The sequence below is a fragment of the Curtobacterium sp. MCBA15_004 genome (genome assembly GCF_001865055.2).
GTDB lineage: Bacteria > Actinomycetota > Actinomycetes > Actinomycetales > Microbacteriaceae > Curtobacterium.
In genome coordinates this window covers 1,244,153-1,261,940 of record NZ_CP126266.1, presented here as the reverse complement: position 1 = coordinate 1,261,940, position 17,788 = coordinate 1,244,153, and the positions used below count along the sequence as shown (strand labels likewise).

The following is a 17,788-nucleotide window of genomic DNA, read 5'->3' as shown; positions in this document are numbered from 1 at the left end:
CCGCCAGCGAGACCGGGCCCACGCCCGGTCAGTCGTGCGGTTCGGCGAGCCCCTTGCCGTGCCGCTTGTCGAGCGGGACGTCCTGCGACTCGCAGAGGGCATCCCAGACCCGCCGGGTGTCGACCCCGGCGTCCAGGGCCTCGGCTGCCGACCGGCCGCCGAGCTCCTCGAGCACGACGTCCCGGGTGACGACGGCACCGTAGGCCGCACCGAACACCTGGTCGACGGCCCGCCAGAACTCACTCACCCGCATCCGTCCAGCGTACCGAGGCCGAAGCCACGCCTCCCGCAGCCCCGGGAGCGCACCGGCACCGCCGGGAGCGCACGAGCACCGCCGGGAGCACGACCTGTCACGGCCGCACGCACGCCCCCGGACGCACGAACGCCCCCGCCGTGGTCGGCAGGGGCGTCACGTGTCGTGGCGGGACGGGTCAGCGCACCGCGAGGTCGTTGTCGAACTCGGCGACGAGGTCGTCGGGCAGCGTGTCGGGGACCGGGGTGAGTCCCTCGACGACGGCGAGACGGTCTCCGACCTCTCGCATGATGGTCGAGATGGGGGTGTCGAGTGCGTCGGCCACCGAGGCGAGGATCTCGGAGCTGGCTTCCTTCTGCCCACGCTCCACCTCGCTCAGGTAACCGAGCGCGACGCTGGCCTTGGACGCGACCTGACGGAGGGTCCGGCCCTTCTGCAAGCGGAAGTCCCGAAGCACGTCGCCGATCTCCTGACGAACGAGAACCATGTGGACTCCTCCTTCCTGTCGTCTCCGCGCCCGCCTGGTCCGGGTGACCGGGGTCGGGTTGCAACAGTGACGTTGCCGATCGCAGCATGCTAGCGACGCTGCCTGCCGTCCTGCTGGAGATTGCGTGGGATGTAACCCAGCGGTAACGAGGCCTATTCCCCCTCGTGCACCGTCGCCGACATCCGTGTCAGGAGTTCGGAGACGGTCGCGTCCCGGATTGCCCCGCGGTCGCCGTCGAGGTGCAGTTCGACCGCCCGGGACCCGTCGGCCGACGCGATGCCGACGAAGACGGTGCCGACGGACTTGCCGTCCTGCGGGTCCGGACCGGCGACACCCGTCGTGCTGATCCCCCACGTCGCGGGCTCGCCGTCGACCGCCAGCGCGGTGCGGACGCCGCTCGCCATCTGCCGTGCGACCTCCGGGTCCACGGCACCGTTCGCCGCGAGGAGCGCTGCATCGACCCCGAGCACGGTGTGCTTCACGGGCGTCGCGTACGCCACGACCCCACCGCGGACGACGGCGCTCGCACCCGGGACCCCGACGAGCGTCGCGACGACCAGGCCCCCGGTCAGGGACTCGGCGACCGCGACGGTCTCGCCGCGTTCGGTGAGCGCCGCGACGAGTGCCCGGGCCACCCCGACGGTCGCGTCCGGCCGAGCGGTCGGCTCCGCCTGGCCGGTCGGCTCCGACTGGTCGGGCACGTCCGGCACGTGGTCGCCGGACGACGGGCCGGGAGGCGCGACCCGCGTCGCCGGGGCGTCGTGCGCCCCCGGGTCGGTCGCCATCAGGACGTGGTCCGGTTGTGCTTCCAGGCCTGCCACAGGTAGTCCACACCGCTCAGGACGGTCGCCGCGAGGGCCGCGGTCATGAGGATGCCGTTCACCCAGTGCGCGAGGTCGCCGACGAGGTTCCACCACGGGAACAGCGCCAGGGTGATCGCGACGGCCTGCAGCACGGTCTTCACCTTGCCGCCGCGGCTCGCCGGGATGACGCGGTCGGACAGCACCGCGAACCGGAACACCGTGATGCCGATCTCGCGGACCATGATGAGCACCGTCACGATCCAGGGCAGCTCGCCCAGGATCGACAGCGCCACGAGCGCGCCGCCGATGAGCACCTTGTCGGCGATCGGGTCGACGAGCTTGCCGAAGTCGGTGACGAGGTCCTGTCGGCGGGCGATGATCCCGTCGGCGCTGTCCGTGACGATCGCCACGACGAACACGACGGCCGCCCAGATGCGCAGCGACGTGTCCTGCCCGCCGTCGGTGAGCAGCATGACGAAGAACAGCGGCGCCATGAGGATGCGCACGACGGTGATGACGTTCGCCACGTTCGCCGTCGACGCCGGCCCCGGGCCCTTGCGCAGCACGCGGCCCCGCCAGGGGAACCGTGCCGCGCTGCGGCTGCTGCCCGTCCCGCTCATCGCACCCGTCCCTCGTCCGTCAGTCACGACCCGTCAACCCCCACGCGTCCTCGTCCGGCCCCTCGTCCTCCTCAGGGTACCCACGGGTCATGTCCGCCACCGGGTCGGCCCCGTAGCGGTCGTCGTCACCGTCCGACGACACCGCACCGCCCGCTGCTCCCGCGGCGCCACCGATGCCGTCGGACGCCGCACCGACGGCAGGAGCGGCAGGAGCGACCGCGGCCGGCGGGTCCTCGCCGCGCAGCTTCGCCAGCACACCGGCGAGCTGGTCCGGGGTGACGAGGACGTCGCGCGCCTTCGACCCCTCGGACGGCCCGACGATGTCCCGGGACTCCATGAGGTCCATGAGCCGTCCGGCCTTCGCGAACCCGACGCGGAGCTTGCGCTGCAGCATCGACGTCGAGCCGAACTGCGTCGACACGACCTGCTCGACGGCCGCGAGCAGGAGCTCGAGGTCGTCGCCGATGTCGGCGTCGATCTCCTTGCGCTCGACCACGGCCTGGACGTCCTGGCGGTACTCGGGGCGGGCCTGCCGGGTGACGTGCGCGACGACCTCGGCGACCTCGCTCTCCTGCACCCAGGCGCCCTGCACGCGCACGGCCTTCGAGGACCCCATCGGCAGGAACAGCGCGTCGCCCTGCCCGATGAGCTTGTCGGCTCCCGGCTGGTCGAGGATGACGCGCGAGTCGGTGACGCTCGTCACCGCGAACGCGATGCGCGACGGCACGTTGGCCTTGATGAGACCGGTGATGACGTCGACCGACGGACGCTGCGTCGCGAGCACGAGGTGGATGCCGGCCGCACGTGCCAGCTGCGTGATGCGGACGATCGACTCCTCGACGTCACGCGGCGCGACGAGCATGAGGTCCGCGAGCTCGTCGACGACGACGAGCAGGTACGGGTACGGCTTGAGCTTCCGCTCGCTCCCCGCGGGCAGGATGATCTCGTCGTTCTGCACGGCCTTGTTGAAGTCGTCGACGTGACGGAACCCGAACGACGCGAGGTCGTCGTACCGCATGTCCATCTCCTTCACGACCCACTGCAGCGCCTCGGCCGCCTTCTTCGGGTTCGTGATGATGGGCGTGATGAGGTGCGGGACACCGGCGTAGATCGAGAGCTCGACGCGCTTCGGGTCCACCAGGACCATCCGGACCTCGGACGGCTTCGCGCGCATGAGCAGCGAGGTGATCATCGAGTTGATGAACACCGACTTGCCGGAGCCGGTCGAACCCGCGACGAGCATGTGCGGCATCTTCGCGAGGTTCGCCACGACGAAGCCGCCCTCGACGTCCTTGCCGACGCCGATGGTCATCGGGTGCTTCGACTTGGTCGCCGCGTTCGAACGCAGGACGTCGCCGAGCGAGACGACCTCGCGGTCGGTGTTCGGGATCTCGACGCCGATGGCGCTCTTGCCCGGGATCGGCGACAGGATCCGGACCTCGTTCGACGCGACCGCGTACGACAGGTTCTTCGACAGCGCCGTGACGCGCTCGACCTTCACACCCGGGCCGAGCTCGATCTCGTAGCGCGTGACCGTCGGGCCGCGCGAGAAGCCGGTGACCTTCGCGTCGACCTTGAACTCGGTGAGCACGCCGGTGATCGCGGCGACGATGTCGTCGTTCGCCTGGCTGCGGGCGACCGAGGGCGTGCCGGCGCTCAGGGTCGTCGCGGCGGGCAGGCGGTAGGGCGCGGCGGGGTCCTCGTCGGCGTCCGTCGCGGCGAGCGGTCCCGCGTCGTCGGGCTCGGGCGCCGAGGCCGACACGACCGGCGAGACACCCGCGTCGGGACGGACGACGGGTGGGGCGGGCCGCTCGGGCACGGCGACCCCGGAGTTGCGCAGCGCCTGTTCGGCGACGTCGAGGTCGTGCTCGACCGAGTCGTTGAGGTTGACCGAGGCGGGCACGGCCGGGGTGTGGTCGACGAGACCGGCGGCGGCTCCGGCGTTCGGCGAGACCGCGGGCGCGGCGACCGTCGGCGGCACGGGCGGTGCCTGCTGCGTCGCGGCGGCCGGCAGCACGGGGCTGTCGTACGCCGGGTCTTCCTCGCGGCCGGACTTGTTCCGCCGCCACCAGGGCACGGTGCTGCCCTCGGCGTCGGCCGCCTCGGGGTCGCCCTGCTCGTCGAACCCGAGGTCGTCGAACAGCTGGAGCTCGGGTCCGTCCTGCTTCGTCCGACGCGACCCCTTGGTGCGCGGCGTCGGCTGCGCCGGGGCGGCCGCCTCGTCGACGTCGTCGGTGTCCGCGGGCGCCGGGGCGCCGAACAGGTACGCGTAGAGCTCGTGCAGCCGTCGGCCGGTCTTGTTCGGCGGCGTCTTGGTGATGATGAAGAGCGAGAGCACGAGGAGCACCACGGCGACCGGGACCGCGACCCACACGGTGGCCACCGCGACGAGCCAGCTGATCACGACCCAGCCGAGGACACCACCGGCGGACGCGAGCGCGACCATGCCGTCGGCCGCGCTCGGCTGCCCGCCGAACACGTGGCAGAGCGAGGCGATGGACACCAGGAGCAGCCCGAGGCCGATCCCGATCCGGGTGTTGTCGTGCACCGAGGCGGGGTGCCGGAAGAGCCAGCCCGCGAAGACGATCATGATGACCGGGAGCGCGAACGCCAGACGGCCGAATATCCCGCCGAACGTGTAGGCGTCGAGGGCGATCGACACCGGGTTCGTCGGGTTGAGCCACTCGACGACGCCACCGGCGAGCGCGAGCACGAACAGCAGGAACGGGAAGCCGTCGCGCCGCTCGTCGGCGGCCAGGGACTCCTTGCCGAGCAGGCGGAACAGCGCGCCGACGCCGTGCGCCATGCCGAGCCACGCGGTGACGAGCGGGTTCTGCTCGCGGAACACCGGTGTCGGGGCGGCCTGCGGCAGCTTCTTCGTGGTCGCCTGCGTGCGCGACGTCCCGCGCGACCCGCTCCCGCGGGACGACGTGGACGCGCGCGAGCGCGTGGTCGACTTGGTGCCTCCGGCCATGGCGTCGACCCTAATCCCCGGCCGGGACATTCCGTGGATGCCCCGCCATCAGTACCGGATCGCGTCGATCACCTTGACCCGGACCGCGACGAGCGCCGGCAGGAAGCCGGCGAGCGCCCCGACGAGCACCGCCGAACCGACCCCGACGAGCGCCGCCTCGACGGGGAACGGTGCCCCGCCGATCTCGACACCGTCGGTGATGAGCCCGCGCACGGTGTCGTTGCCGAGCACCGCGGCGCCGACCATGACGCCGATCCCGCCGGCGACGAGGGTTCCCAGCACGTTCTCGAGCAGCACCGCGACGAAGATGCGGCCCGCGGTCGCGCCGACCCCGCGCCGGATGCCGATCTCGCGGATGCGCTGTCGCACGCTGACGAGCGAGACGTTGAGGAGCCCGAGGCCGCCGAGCACCAGGACCAGGACGGCGGTGCCCGCGATCACCCAGCGGAGCGCACCGAGCGGGTCGCCGCCCACCGAGCCGCCGGCGTCCGACCGCGAGGGCTCGACCGTCCACCCGGGGCCGAGCGCGCGCTCCGCGTCGGACGCCATGCGCTTCGCGACCGCCTTGCCGTCGGCCTCCGGGACCCAGACCTCGAAGGCGCGCTGGGTCCCGAGGTCGGGGGACGCCGTGGCGTTCGCGGTGGCGACGGAGTTCGCGAGCTGGAACATCGTGGGCTCGGTGTCGTACTCCGACGTGACGACGGACCCGATCACCACTGCGGTGACGGCCGGGCTCCCGGGGAGGCGGACGGTCGGGTGGGTGCTGATGTCGGGGTTCCCGATGCGGTCGAGGAACGCCTGGTTCACGACGATCGCGGGAGCCAGTCGGTCTCGGTCGGCCTCGGTGAACCACTCCCCAGCGCCGAGGCGCACCCGGTGCATCTCGGCGTAGGCGGGGTCGACCGTCGTGCCGGACACCGAGGCGACGCCGTCGGGGAACTGCACGTCGCGCTGCAGGTAGGTCGCCTCGGTGACGTACCGCACGCGGTAGCGCTCGGCCCCGGCCCGGAGCTCCCGGTCGAGTGCGGCGGCGTCCGCGACGGCCGCGGGACCGGTCCCGGACGAGGCCGGGGAGGTCCCGCTGAAGGTCCAGGTCGCCGCCCGGCCGCCGTACTGCTCGCTGTAGGCGGCGGTGACGCGCTCCGCGAGCGAGCCGAACCCGACGACGACCGCGAGCGAGGCGACCGCGATGGTGACGCCGACCAGGCTGAGGACGACGCGGCCCCGGTGGACGCGGAGCTCCTGCCAGGACTCGACGAACGTCCCGACCACGGTGGTGAGCAGCCGGTTCACGCGACGACCCCCGCACCGGCGACGCGCACGTCCTCGGTGGGACCCGCGCCGCCCCCGTCCGGGACCGGCCCGTCCACGACCACCCCGTGGTCGATCGTGTGCACCACGTCCGCCCGTGCGGCCACCGCGGGGTCGTGCGTGATCGTGACGAGCGCCGCTCCGGTCTCCGACGCCACCGTCTCGAGCAGCTCCATCACGACGCGTCCGGTGTCGACGTCGAGCGCGCCGGTCGGCTCGTCGGCCAGGATCAGCCGGGGCCCGCGCACGAGCGCCCGGGCGATCGCGACCCGCTGCTGCTCACCGCCGGACAGCCGGTGCGGCTGGGTGTCGGCCTTGTCGGCGAGCCCGACGCGGTCGAGCATCTCGAGGGCGGCACGGCGGCGCGTCCAAAAGGTACGCCCGCTCGCGTACAGCAACGGGACCTCGACGTTCTCGACCGCGGTCCGGCCCTGCAGCAGGTTGAACTGCTGGAACACGAAGCCGACGTCGGCGCCCCGGATGCCGTCGCGGCGCACCGAACCGGCACGCCCGACGTCGCGTCCGTCGAACTCGTGCAGCCCGTCGGTCGGGGTGTCGAGCAGCCCCAGGACGTTGAGCAGCGTGGACTTCCCCGAGCCGGAGCGACCGACGATCGCGACGCGGCTGTCCGCCTCGACGTCGAGGTCGACCCCGCGCAGGATCTCCAGCGTCGACCCGTCGGGCAGCGGGACGGACTTCCGGAGCCCGCGCACGTGGACGAGGCTCATCCGCCCGTCACCGTCCCGCCCTCGGTCGCGTCGTCCTCGGGCTGCTCCTGCTTGCCCGGCACGAACTGGAGCACGGTGTCGCCCTCGGCCACGCCGGCGCGCACCTCGACGGTCTCGCCGTCGTTCAGGCCGAGCTGTACGGTGCGCTCGCTGCGCTTCCCCTCGTCGTCGACGACCGTCACGACGCCCTGCTGCGCGGTGCCCTGCACGGCCGTGGTGGGCAGGGTCAGCACGCCCTTCGCCGAACCCGCCGCGACGGCGACCTGCACCTCGAGCCCGGGGAACACCGTGACGTCGCCCGGGACGTCGCACTGCAGCTGCGTGCCGCCGGAGGTCCAGGCGCCGCCCTCGGTGCCGGTGCCCGCGCCCTGGTCGCCCGACTGCGACCCGCCCGCGGCGGACCCGGGCGAGCCGGCGTCCTGGCCGGCGCTCGTCAACGTGAGGTTCGTGCAGGTGAACGGGGCCGGGCCGTCGGTGACCGTGACCGTCGCCTCGGACGGGCGCGCGGTCAGACGGTACAGCTGCGCCGCGGCGAGCGTCGCGGACACCCGGTAGGCGTCCGGGGCGACCCGCGCCACGGTGTCACCGATCGCGACGGGCTGCTTCGCCACGAGGTCGAGGCCGGACACCTTCCCGGCCGCGGGTGCGACGACGGTGGCGAACGTCACCTTGGGCGGCAGCGCGGAGCCGTCCTCGGCGGTCGCGGTGGACGGCGTCTCGACGCGCAGGTCGAGGATCGGCGTACCCTGCTGCACGGCGGTCCCGTTCGCGACGAACACCCGGTTGACGGTGCCCTCGGCCGTGGCACGCACCGCGGTCGACGGGACGGACTCGACGGTCCCGGTCGCCTCGACGTCGTTGACGACGTCGCCGGTGGTCACGGCGACCGTCGGGTCCTCGAGCTGCGCGGTCGGCGTGGTCTCCTCGCCGTCGGGCTGGGCCGCGAAGAACGCGAGGCGGACGAGGGCCACCGCGATGGCGGCGAACACGAGGAACTTCAGGCCGGGCCACACCCAGCGTCGCAGGACGGTCACCTCTGGACGGTATTGGCTGACATACCGAGGGAGCATCATCCTGTGGGATGAACCAGGTTGGCCCGTGGGACGGGACCGCCGTCGGCCGACGGACCACGGACGGTGGACGGCCAGGAGGCGCGGTGCACGTTCCTGACGGACGTGCACCGCGCCTCCTGGCCGGCCCTGCGGCGCGCAGCGCGCCGTGCGCGCTACGCCTCGATGACCACCGGGACGATCATCGGGCGCCGACGGTGCTTCGTGTTCACCCAGCGGCCGACGGTGCGCCGGACGACCTGGCTGAAGGCGTGCGCGTCGCGCGTGCCGTTCGCCGCCGCCTCGGCGACGGCCTTGGTGATCTGCGGGCGGACGCTGTCGAAGACCGAGTCGTCCTCGGCGAAACCGCGCGACTGGATCTCCGGCCCGACCACGCACTGGCCCGTGGTGAAGTCGACGGCGCAGAAGACCGAGATGAACCCCTCCTCCGCGAGGACCCGGCGGTCCTTGAGGTCGGCGTCGGTGATCTCGCCCACGGTCGACCCGTCGACGTAGACGTAGCCGATGTCGAGCTGGCCGGCCACCGTGACGGCGCCGTCCTTGAGGTCGACGACGATGCCGTCCTGCCCGAGGATCACGTTGCGCGGCGGGACACCGGTCTGGATCGCCAGGTCGGCGTTCGCGTACAGGTGGCGGTGCTCGCCGTGCACGGGGAGGACGTTCTTCGGGCGGAGGATGTTGTAGCAGTAGAGCAGCTCGCCAGCCGATGCGTGGCCCGAGACGTGCACCTTCGCGTTGCCCTTGTGGACGACCTTCGCGCCGAGCTTCGTCAGCCCGTCGATGACGCGGTAGACGGCGTTCTCGTTGCCCGGGATGAGGCTCGACGCGAGGATGACGGTGTCGCCCTCGCCGATCTCGATCTGGTGCTCGAGGTTCGCCATGCGCGCGAGGACGGCCATCGGTTCGCCCTGCGAGCCGGTCGACATGTAGACGACCTGGTCGTCGGGGACGTTCTTGGCCTTCTTCGTGTCGATCAGCACGTCCTCCGGCACCCGCAGGTACCCGAGCTCGGCGGCGATCGTCATGTTGCGGATCATCGAGCGGCCCATGAACGCGACTTTGCGGTTCGCGGCGGCGGCGGCGTCGAGGACCTGCTGCACGCGGTGCACGTGCGACGAGAAGCTCGCGACGACGACCTTCTTGCGGGCCTTCGAGATGATGCTCTCGAGGACCGGGCCGATGTCGCGCTCCGGGGCGGTGAAGCCCGGGACGTCGGCGTTGGTCGAGTCGGGCAGGAACAGGTCGACGCCCTGCTCGCCGAGGCGCGCGAAGGCACGGAGGTCCGTGATCCGGTCGTCGAGCGGCAGCTGGTCCATCTTGAAGTCACCCGTGTGCAGCACGCGCCCCGCGGGGGTCGTGATCGCGACGGCGAGTGCGTCCGGGATGGAGTGGTTCACGGCGACGAACTCGAGGTGGAACGGGCCGAGCTGCTCGGTCTGGTCCTCGGCCACGACGAGCGTGTACGGCTTGATCCGGTGTTCCTTGAGCTTCGCCTCGACGAGCGCGAGGGTCAGCGTCGAGCCGATCAGCGGGATGTCGCCCTTGAGCTTGAGCAGGTACGGCACCGCGCCGATGTGGTCCTCGTGCCCGTGGGTGAGCACGACGCCGAGGACGTCGTCGAGGCGGTCCCGGATGAGCGAGAAGTCCGGGAGGATGAGGTCGACACCGGGCTGGTGCTCCTCGGGGAACAGCACGCCGGCGTCGACGACGAGGAGCTTGCCCTCGAACTCGTAGACGGTCATGTTGCGACCGATCTCGCCGAGACCCCCGACGGGGATCACGCGGAGGGTTCCGGGTTCGAGCGGCTGCGGTGTGGAGATCTGGGTGGGCATTCGGTCCTGACTGTCGTGCGACGCGCCACCAGCGCGCCGCGGTCTTCCTAACGTGTGGTGCCTGGCACCTTCGGCAGTGCGCCGCCCGCCGCTGCGTTGCGGTCCGGACGGAAGTTCGAGAAGTCGGCGCCGGGGACGTCCCGGACCGCTTCGAGCGAGGTCTCGATGGCGTACGCCTCGCTGTCCTCGGGGCCGACGAGCGGCAACCGCACGCGCGGGCTGCCGATCCGGCCGAGCCCGTGCAGCACGTACTTCGCGGCGACGGTCCCGGGGACGTGGGTCATGATCGCACGGACGAGGGGTTCGACGCGCTTGTGCTCGGCGGTCGCGGTCGCGAGGTCGCCGCGGTTCACGGCGTCGACGATGGTGCGGTACGGCGTGCTCGTGATGTTCGCGGTGACGCCGATGAGCCCCGTCGCACCGATCGACAGGTGCGGGAGGACGTTCGTGTCGTCGCCCGAGAAGTACATGAGGTCGGTGTTGTTGAGCACGCGCGAGACCTCGGCGAAGTCGCCCTTGGCGTCCTTCACGGCGAGGATGTTCGGGTGCTTCGACGCGCGCACGATGGTCTCGTACGTGATCGGGATGCCGGTGCGTCCGGGGATGTCGTACAGGATCACCGGCAGGTCGGTGGCGTCCGCGATCATCCGGAAGTGCGTGAGGACGCCGGCTTGCGTCGGCTTGTTGTAGTACGGCGTGACGATCATGACGCCGTCCGCGCCGGCCCGCTCGCTCTGCTTGTACAGGTGGATCGCGTGCGCGGTCTCGTTCGAGCCACCGCCCGTGATGATCTTCGCGCGGCCCGCGGCGACGGACTTGCCGACCTCGACCAGGCGGAGCTTCTCCGGGTCGGTCAGGGTGCTCGTCTCGCCGGTGGTGCCGGTCACGACGATGCCGTCCGCGCCGGCGGTGATGCAGTCGTCGATGTGCTGCTCGACGCCGGGCCAGTCGACCTCGCCGTCGGCCGTGAACGGCGTCACGAGGGCGACGAGGACCTGACCGAAGGGATTCTCACGCTGGGACACGCCGACCAGCGTACCGGCCCGGTGCGTCCGCTCCGCAGTCCGCCCGGACGGTCCAGGCCGGGAGGCGCGTGGTCACGCCCGGACGGTCCAGGCCGGGAGGCGCGTGGTCACGCCCGGACGGTCCAGGCCGGGAGGCGCGTGGTCACGCCCGGTGCTCGGCTCGCGACCGGGACTGGCGCCGTGCACAACCGGAAGCACGTCGCGCCGCGGGATCGCGTGGCGCGACGTGCTTCCGGTTGTGCGCGAGCACGTCGCGCCGCGACCGCGGCGTGCATCGGGCCCTAGGCGCGGCGCCACTCCCGGAAGCGGTAGCGGGTGCCGTCCACGCGGGACTCCTGCCACGGCCCGTCCTCGACGAGCGTCCACCCGTCGCCGAGGTCGGGCGCCCGGGTGTCGCCCGACACCTCGAGGTCGACGATCGTCTCGGACACCCGGTCGGCGAACGGCACGGCGTCGGCGTACACCGCTCCCCCGCCGATCACCCACACGGGCTCGTCGGTGTCGAGCGCGGTCGCCAGGTCGTGGACGACCTCCGCGCCGGGGGCCGACCAGATCGCGTCCCGGGTGAGCACGACGTTGCGGCGTCCGGGCAGCGGCCGGAACCGCGGCGGCAGCGAGTCCCAGGTGCGGCGCCCCATGACGACGACGCCGTCACCGGTGACCCGCCGGAAGTGCGCGAGGTCCTCGGGCACGTGCCACGGGATGCCGCCGTCGGCACCGATCACGCCGGCGGCCGTGCGTGCCCAGACGAGCCCGACGCCGCGCGCCGGCTCGGTCCACGTCGGGTCGGTCCGCAAGGGGTCGGTCGAGGGGGCCTCCGGCATCAGACCGCGACCGCGGCCGAGATCGCCGGGTGGTGCTCGTACCCGACGACCGTGATGTCCTCGTAGACGTAGTCGTCGATCGAGTCGCGCGGCGCGAGCTCGAGCCGGGGCATCGGGTACGCGGTCCGGGTGAGCTGCTCGCGGACCTGCTCGACGTGGTTGTCGTACACGTGGCAGTCGCCGCCGGTCCAGACGAAGTCGCCGACCTCGAGCCCGGTCTGCGCCGCGACCATGTGGGTCAGCAGCGCGTACGAGGCGATGTTGAACGGGACGCCGAGGAACATGTCCGCGCTCCGCTGGTACAGCTGGCACGAGAGCTTGCCGTCGTTGACGGAGAACTGGAAGAACGCGTGGCACGGGGCGAGCGCCATGTCCGGCACGTCGGCGACGTTCCACGCCGAGACGATGAGCCGTCGGCTGTCCGGGTTCGTGCGGATCTGCTCGATGACCTGGGCGATCTGGTCGACGTGCTCCCCGGACGGCGTCGGCCACGAGCGCCACTGCACGCCGTACACCGGGCCGAGGTCACCGTCCTCACCCGCCCACTCGTTCCAGATCCGGACGCCGTGCTCCTGCAGCCAGCGGGCGTTCCCGTCGCCGCGCAGGAACCAGAGCAGCTCGTACGCGACCGACTTGAAGTGCACCCGCTTCGTGCTGACCAGGGGGAAGCCCTGCGACAGGTCGTACCGCAGCTGCGCGCCGAACAGGCTGCGCGTGCCGGTCCCGGTGCGGTCGCCCTTCGGCGCGCCCTCCTCGAGCACCCGGCGCAACAGGTCCTCGTACGGGGTCGGGACGGTGGGGTCGGGCTGCACGGTCACGCTGTCGGTCACGCCAGCAGCCTAGACGCGCTCCGCCGCCACGGCGAGCCGAGCGCGGGACGCGCGCCGCCGCCACGGCGAGCCGACCACCGGACGCGCACCGGGCCTCCCGTCAGCTGGCTGAGTAACGTCGACGGCATGACGACAGAGCCGCTCTCGATCCTCGTCGCCGGTGCGTCCGGCTTCATCGGGACCCCCCTCGTCCGTGCCCTGCGCGAGGCCGGACACCACGTGACGACGCTCGTGCGACGCGAGCCGCGCACCGCGTCGGAGTTCCGCTGGTCGCCCGGCTCCCGCCCGCTCGACCCGGCCGTCCTCGACGGTGCCGACGTGGTCGTCAACCTGGCGGGCGCGAGCATCGGCAAGCTCCCGTGGACCGAGTCCTACAAGCGACAGATCCTGGACTCCCGCGTGCAGGCGACCGAGACGCTCGTCGCGGCCATGCGGAAGGCACCCACCCCGCCCGCGCTCTTCCTGTCCGGGTCCGCCTCGGGCGTGTACGGCGACCGCCCCGCGGACGTGCTCGACGACGACGCCCCCGCCGGCCGCGGCTTCCTCGCCGACGTCTGCACCGCGTGGGAGGCCGCCGCGACCGCCGCACCCGAGGGCGTCCGCGTCGTGCTGCTCCGCACCGGCGTCGTCGTCGGCCAGGGCGGCGGCGCGCTCGCACCGCTCGTCCCGCTCACGAAGGCCGGCCTCGGCGGCAAGCTCGGCACCGGCGGCCAGTGGTGGCCGTGGATCGGACTCGACGACGAGGTCGGCGCGATCGTGCACCTCGCGACCAGCCCGGACGCCGCCGAGGTCCGCGGCCCGGTCAACCTCGCCGGACCCGAGCCCGCCGTCGCCGACCGCATCACGAAGCGCGTCGCCGAGGACCTGCACCGCCCCTACCTCGTCAGCGTGCCCGCGTTCGCGCTCAAGGCGCTGCTGCGCGAGGCCGCCGACGAGATGCTCCTGTCGAACCAGCGGATGGTGCCGAGGAAGCTCCTCGACACCGGCTACCGGTTCCGGTACGAGCGCGCCGAGGACGCGGTCGACGCCGCGTTCTGACGCAGGTCGCGTCCCGACGCAGGCCGCGTCCCGACGCACGGCGCTGCGGACGGGAGGCGCGGGTCGGCCCCGCTGGTCCGTTCCTGACCGGCGCGGCGCCGGACGGGAGGCGCGGGCCGGGCCCGCCACGGGCCTCCCGTCAGCGCGTGCTCGCCTTGGCGAGCGCGGTCCGCATCGCCGCTCGGGCGCGCTTGCGGTCGCCGGCGGCGTCGTAGACGACGCCGAGGCGGAACCACGCCCGCCAGTCATCCGGGTCCGCCTCGACCGCGTCGCGGTGGGCGGGGAACAGCTCGTCGGCGGCCGCGCGGTCCGGGCGACCGCTCGGCAGGAGCGCGACGACCGCCTGCGGCGTCCCGCCCTCGCGTTCGAGGCGCGCGCCGAGGCGGGTGATCCGGATGCCGAAGCGGAACTCGAGGACGAGCAGGAGCGCGCCGATCACGGCGACGACGACGAGCGCGACCCCGATGCCGATCCCGATCGGCTGCCCGGTGGCGACGAACGCGACCGCGCGCTGCCCGACGAGCACGATGTACAGCGCGAGCAGGACGGCCATGAGCGCGGCGCCCCAGAACGGGGAGCGGACGGCCCGGAGGAACGGACGCTCGGTCACGCGATGCCCAGCACGCTGCCGAGGCCGACCGTGAGCCCGCGGGCTCCGACGGTGGCGGCCAGCGCGGCCCGGATGCCGGCGACGTAGGCGACGTCGTCGTTCGTGTCGTGCCGGATCGTGACGGTCTCGCCCGGCCCGCTCAGCACGACGTCCTGCACGGCCTTCACCCCGGGCAGACGGAGCGAGTGGACCGGCACGCTCGCGACCTGCTGCCCGCGGGCCCGCTGGTCGACGTGCGGGGCCTCGACCGGACCGACGTCGCGGCGGGCCTCGGCGATGAGCTCGGCCGTGCGCACCGCGGTGCCCGAGGGCGAGTCGACCTTGCCGGCGTGGTGCGTCTCGACGATCTCGGCGGAGGGGAACCAGGGCGCGGCGATCGTCGCGAGGTGGGTCGCCAGCACCGACCCGATCGAGAAGTTCGGCACCACGAGGACACCCTGCTCGGGGCGGTCCTCGAGCCCGGAGCGCAGCGTCGCGAGCCGTGCGGCGGACCAGCCGGACGTGCCGACGAGCACGTTCGCACCGCTCGCCAGGGCGTTGTCGACGATCGCGGGGCTCAGCGCGGGGACGGTCACGTCGACCACGAGCGCGGCACCGCCGAACACCGTCGGGGGTGCCTCGTGGGCGCCGTCCCGCGACGAGAGCGACGCGACGAGCGCGAAGCCCTCGAGCGACTCGACGACGGAGGACACCAGGCCTCCGAGACGACCGGTGGCGCCGACGACGGCGACGGGAGTGACCATGGCTCCCATCCTAGGATCGACGCATGACGCTCCAGGTCAGGACCGTGCCCGCGGACGCACCCGAGGTGGACGTGCTGCTCGACGCGTACCTCGACGAGCGCGAGGCGACCTTCCCGAGTGCGCAGGGGACGTACGCACGGAAGCGCACGCCGGCGGTCGAGTTCACGGCACCGCGCGGCACCTTCGTGGTCGCGTACGACGACGGCGTCCCGGTCGGCTGCGGTGGGCTCCGGCGGATCGCGGACGACGGCGACGACGTCCGCTTCGAGGTGAAGCACGTGTACGTCTCCCCCGCTGGTCGCGGACGGGGCGTCGCCACGGCCGTGATGGACGCCCTCGAGGCCGCGGCCCGCGACGCCGGGGCGACGGGCGTCGTGCTCGACACGAACGACTCGCTCGTCGCGGCCGGGGCGATGTACCGCGGTCGTGGCTACCGGCGGACGGAGCCGTTCAACGACAACCCGAACGCGACCGCCTGGTACCGGCTGCCGCTCGCGGACGGGAGCCGTTAGACGGGCTGGTCGACCGGCAGGCCCGTGCGCAGCTCGACCGGCAGGTGCGCGAGGTCGTTCAGCGTGACCACCTCGGCGGGCTTGGCGCTGCGGATGCGGATGATCGTCAGTGCCGTGTGCGCGACGTTCGTGCCCATCCACCGCCACTCGGGTGCCTGGAACGCCTCGCGGACGAACCACCCGATGACGGCGTTGTGGGTGATGAGCAGGTCGTGCCGGTCCTCGCGCGCGGGCGTGAACCACTCCGCGACGGCGTCGCCCATCTGGGCCTGACCGGCGACGATCTCCTCCTCGGTCACGCCGCCGTACCAGCCCTGGTAGGCGTGCGGCATGTCCGGGGTCGGTCCGGACGGGATGCAGTCGAACAGCAGGGTCGACGGCTGCGGCTGGATCGCGGGCAGGCGCTTCGCCAGGAACGACGCGGTCTCGCTCGGGGCGTCGAGCGGCGAGTGGTACACGCCGTCGAAGGGCACGCCGCCCAGGCGGTCGGCGACGAGCATCGACTGCCGCTTCCCGCGCTCGGAGAGCTTGCCGTCGCGGAGGCCGTGCTCGGCGTCCTGGTGTTCACCGTGGCGGACGAGGTACAGGTAGTGCGACACGTCCGTCACCCCTCGACGCCGAGGGCCGCGGCCAGCTCGGACTGCTGCACGGCACCGACCACCGAGGTGATCGTCGGACGGGTGAGCAGGTCGCGCGCCAGCTCGAGGACGTCGACCTGCGTGACCCGGTCGACGCGCTGCAGGGCGGTGCCGAGGTCGGTGAACTCCCCGGTGCCGAGCTCGGATCGGCCGAGCCGGGTCATCCGGGCGTCGGAGTCCTCGAGCGACAGGGTGAGCGCGCCCTCGATCTGGCCCTTGGCGCGGCGCAGTTCGTCCTCGGTGATGCCGTGGTCGACCATGCGGCGGAACTCGGCGTCGATGATCTCGACGACCCCGGCGACGTTGTCCGGCGCGCACCCGGCGTACACGCCGAACGCACCGTTGTCGAGGTAGGCCGGCGCGAACGACGACACGGCGTAGGCGAGGCCGCGACGCTCGCGGACCTCCTGGAACAGCCGCGAGCTCATACCGCCGCCGAGCACGGCGTTGAGCACGCTGAGCACCGGGCGGCGGTCGTCGCGGAGGTCGAGCCCCTGCGAGCCGCGCAGCATGCTGACCTGCTCGGTCGGCCGGTGCGTGACCGTGAGCTCGGAGACCGCGGGGTCGGCCGCCGCGCTCGGGGTCCGGCGGGCGAGCGGTGCGGCGTCCGGGGCGTCGCGGAAGACCTGCTCGACGAGCTCGCGGAAGCGGTCGTGGTCGACGGCACCGGCCGCGGTCACGACGATGCCGTTCGGCGCGTAGTGCTCGCGGTAGTGGGACAGGACCTCGTCGCGTCCGACCGCGCGGATGCTCTCGGGGGTGCCGCCGATCGGGCGACCGAGGGGGTGCCCGCCGAAGGCCGCGGCGAAGAACGCCTCGCCCGCGACGTCGGCGGGGTCGTCGGCCGCCATCGCGAGTTCCTCGAGGATGACGCCGCGCTCGACGTCGAACGCCTCGGCCTCGAGCACGGATCCGGTGACCATGTCACCGATCACCTCGACCGCCATGGGGACGTCGGTGTCCCGGACACGGGCGTAGTAGCAGGTGTACTCCTTCGCCGTCGCCGCGTTGTGCTCGCCGCCCACGGAGTCGAAGGAGATCGCGATGTCGAGCGCACTGCGACGCTCGGTGCCCTTGAAGAGCAGGTGCTCGAGGAAGTGCGTGGAGCCGTACTGCCCCTCGCGCTCGTCGCGGGACCCGACGCCCACCCAGAAGCCGAGGCTCGTCGAGCTGGCCCCCGGGACGGTCTCGGTGAGGACCCGCACACCGGACGGCAGCACGGTTCGACGGACGAATGCACCACCGGACGTCAGGAACGACGTGTCAGGGGCCTCGAGCGGCAACGGCACTGGTTGGTTCATCGCAGGAGAGCCTACTGATCCGCACGAGCGCGCCGCCCAGTTTCCCCAGCCACACGCCGCGTGCCTCGAACTGGGGTACATCCGTGGAGGATAGAAAGACTCGTCTGTCTGTCCTCACTGTGGTACAGTTCTTCTCATCGGGTCGGAAGCCCCCCTAGATTCCGACCCGGTGGCTCGGGACATCAGTCC

18 protein-coding genes are annotated in these 17,788 nt (G+C 72.5%); 2 read left to right on the top strand and 16 right to left on the bottom strand.

What is annotated here, in order from left to right:
• Positions 1-28: 28 nt before the first annotated feature.
• The 12 genes from QOL16_RS05950 to QOL16_RS05895 form a co-directional block, all read right to left on the bottom strand.
• Positions 29-253, bottom strand: coding sequence for a DUF3046 domain-containing protein (locus QOL16_RS05950; RefSeq protein WP_065959838.1), 225 nt, complete (start codon positions 251-253; stop codon positions 29-31).
• Between the two features lie 178 nt (positions 254-431).
• A complete protein-coding gene (locus QOL16_RS05945; protein WP_058742950.1) occupies positions 432-740 on the bottom strand; it encodes a helix-turn-helix domain-containing protein in 309 nt (102 codons plus the stop codon).
• A 152-nt stretch (positions 741-892) separates the two neighbouring features.
• The gene (locus tag QOL16_RS05940) at positions 893-1,375 is read right to left on the bottom strand and encodes a CinA family protein (protein ID WP_071285056.1); all 483 of its coding nucleotides are present in this window, start codon (positions 1,373-1,375) and stop codon (positions 893-895) included.
• Between the two features lie 149 nt (positions 1,376-1,524).
• Positions 1,525-2,163 carry a CDP-diacylglycerol--glycerol-3-phosphate 3-phosphatidyltransferase gene (pgsA, locus tag QOL16_RS05935; RefSeq protein WP_065959837.1) on the bottom strand — a complete coding sequence of 213 codons (639 nt, stop codon included), beginning with the start codon at positions 2,161-2,163 and terminating at the stop codon, positions 1,525-1,527.
• A gap of 19 nt (positions 2,164-2,182) precedes the next feature.
• Entirely contained in the window at positions 2,183-5,137 is a 2,955-nt protein-coding gene (locus QOL16_RS05930; protein WP_071285019.1) for a DNA translocase FtsK, read from the bottom strand.
• A 48-nt stretch (positions 5,138-5,185) separates the two neighbouring features.
• Positions 5,186-6,430: an ABC transporter permease gene (locus QOL16_RS05925; RefSeq protein ID WP_065959834.1), complete on the bottom strand. Its 1,245-nt coding sequence runs from the start codon at positions 6,428-6,430 to the stop codon at positions 5,186-5,188.
• Positions 6,427-7,176 carry an ABC transporter ATP-binding protein gene (locus QOL16_RS05920; RefSeq protein WP_071245888.1) on the bottom strand — a complete coding sequence of 250 codons (750 nt, stop codon included), beginning with the start codon at positions 7,174-7,176 and terminating at the stop codon, positions 6,427-6,429. The genes QOL16_RS05925 and QOL16_RS05920 overlap by 4 nt, the downstream gene beginning before the upstream one ends.
• Complete coding sequence (locus tag QOL16_RS05915) at positions 7,173-8,210, bottom strand: efflux RND transporter periplasmic adaptor subunit (RefSeq protein ID WP_071285020.1); 1,038 nt, start codon at positions 8,208-8,210, stop codon at positions 7,173-7,175. The genes QOL16_RS05920 and QOL16_RS05915 overlap by 4 nt, the downstream gene beginning before the upstream one ends.
• Positions 8,211-8,401: 191 nt before the next feature.
• On the bottom strand, positions 8,402-10,078 hold the full coding sequence (locus QOL16_RS05910) for a ribonuclease J (RefSeq protein WP_071285021.1): 1,677 nt from the start codon (positions 10,076-10,078) through the stop codon (positions 8,402-8,404).
• Positions 10,079-10,125: 47 nt separating this feature from the next.
• Positions 10,126-11,103: a 4-hydroxy-tetrahydrodipicolinate synthase gene (gene dapA / locus QOL16_RS05905; RefSeq protein ID WP_065959825.1), complete on the bottom strand. Its 978-nt coding sequence runs from the start codon at positions 11,101-11,103 to the stop codon at positions 10,126-10,128.
• Between the two features lie 281 nt (positions 11,104-11,384).
• Positions 11,385-11,927 (bottom strand): dihydrofolate reductase, encoded by a 543-nt coding sequence (locus QOL16_RS05900; protein WP_083395096.1) that lies wholly within the window; start codon positions 11,925-11,927, stop codon positions 11,385-11,387.
• A complete protein-coding gene (locus QOL16_RS05895; protein ID WP_065959823.1) occupies positions 11,927-12,757 on the bottom strand; it encodes a thymidylate synthase in 831 nt (276 codons plus the stop codon). Before QOL16_RS05895 ends, QOL16_RS05900 begins: the two co-directional genes overlap by 1 nt.
• 126 nt (positions 12,758-12,883) lie before the next feature.
• Here QOL16_RS05895 and QOL16_RS05890 point away from each other — a divergent pair, with 126 nt between their 5' ends.
• Positions 12,884-13,795, top strand: coding sequence for a TIGR01777 family oxidoreductase (locus tag QOL16_RS05890; RefSeq protein ID WP_071285022.1), 912 nt, complete (start codon positions 12,884-12,886; stop codon positions 13,793-13,795).
• Between the two features lie 139 nt (positions 13,796-13,934).
• On the opposite strand, the gene QOL16_RS05885 is transcribed toward QOL16_RS05890, so the two are convergent.
• Complete coding sequence (locus QOL16_RS05885; RefSeq protein ID WP_071285058.1) at positions 13,935-14,348, bottom strand: tetratricopeptide repeat protein; 414 nt, start codon at positions 14,346-14,348, stop codon at positions 13,935-13,937.
• Positions 14,349-14,401: 53 nt separating this feature from the next.
• Positions 14,402-15,148, bottom strand: coding sequence for a 4-hydroxy-tetrahydrodipicolinate reductase (locus QOL16_RS05880; RefSeq protein ID WP_071285023.1), 747 nt, complete (start codon positions 15,146-15,148; stop codon positions 14,402-14,404).
• Positions 15,149-15,171: 23 nt separating this feature from the next.
• Between QOL16_RS05880 and QOL16_RS05875 the strand changes: the two genes are divergently transcribed.
• Positions 15,172-15,660: a GNAT family N-acetyltransferase gene (locus QOL16_RS05875; protein ID WP_071245879.1), complete on the top strand. Its 489-nt coding sequence runs from the start codon at positions 15,172-15,174 to the stop codon at positions 15,658-15,660.
• Here QOL16_RS05875 and QOL16_RS05870 read toward each other — a convergent pair.
• Positions 15,657-16,259 (bottom strand): histidine phosphatase family protein, encoded by a 603-nt coding sequence (locus QOL16_RS05870; protein ID WP_065959919.1) that lies wholly within the window; start codon positions 16,257-16,259, stop codon positions 15,657-15,659. The two genes, QOL16_RS05875 and QOL16_RS05870, sit on opposite strands and share 4 nt — an antisense overlap.
• Positions 16,260-16,264: 5 nt before the next feature.
• Positions 16,265-17,599: a pitrilysin family protein gene (locus QOL16_RS05865; protein ID WP_065959814.1), complete on the bottom strand. Its 1,335-nt coding sequence runs from the start codon at positions 17,597-17,599 to the stop codon at positions 16,265-16,267.
• Positions 17,600-17,788: the final 189 nt, after the last annotated feature.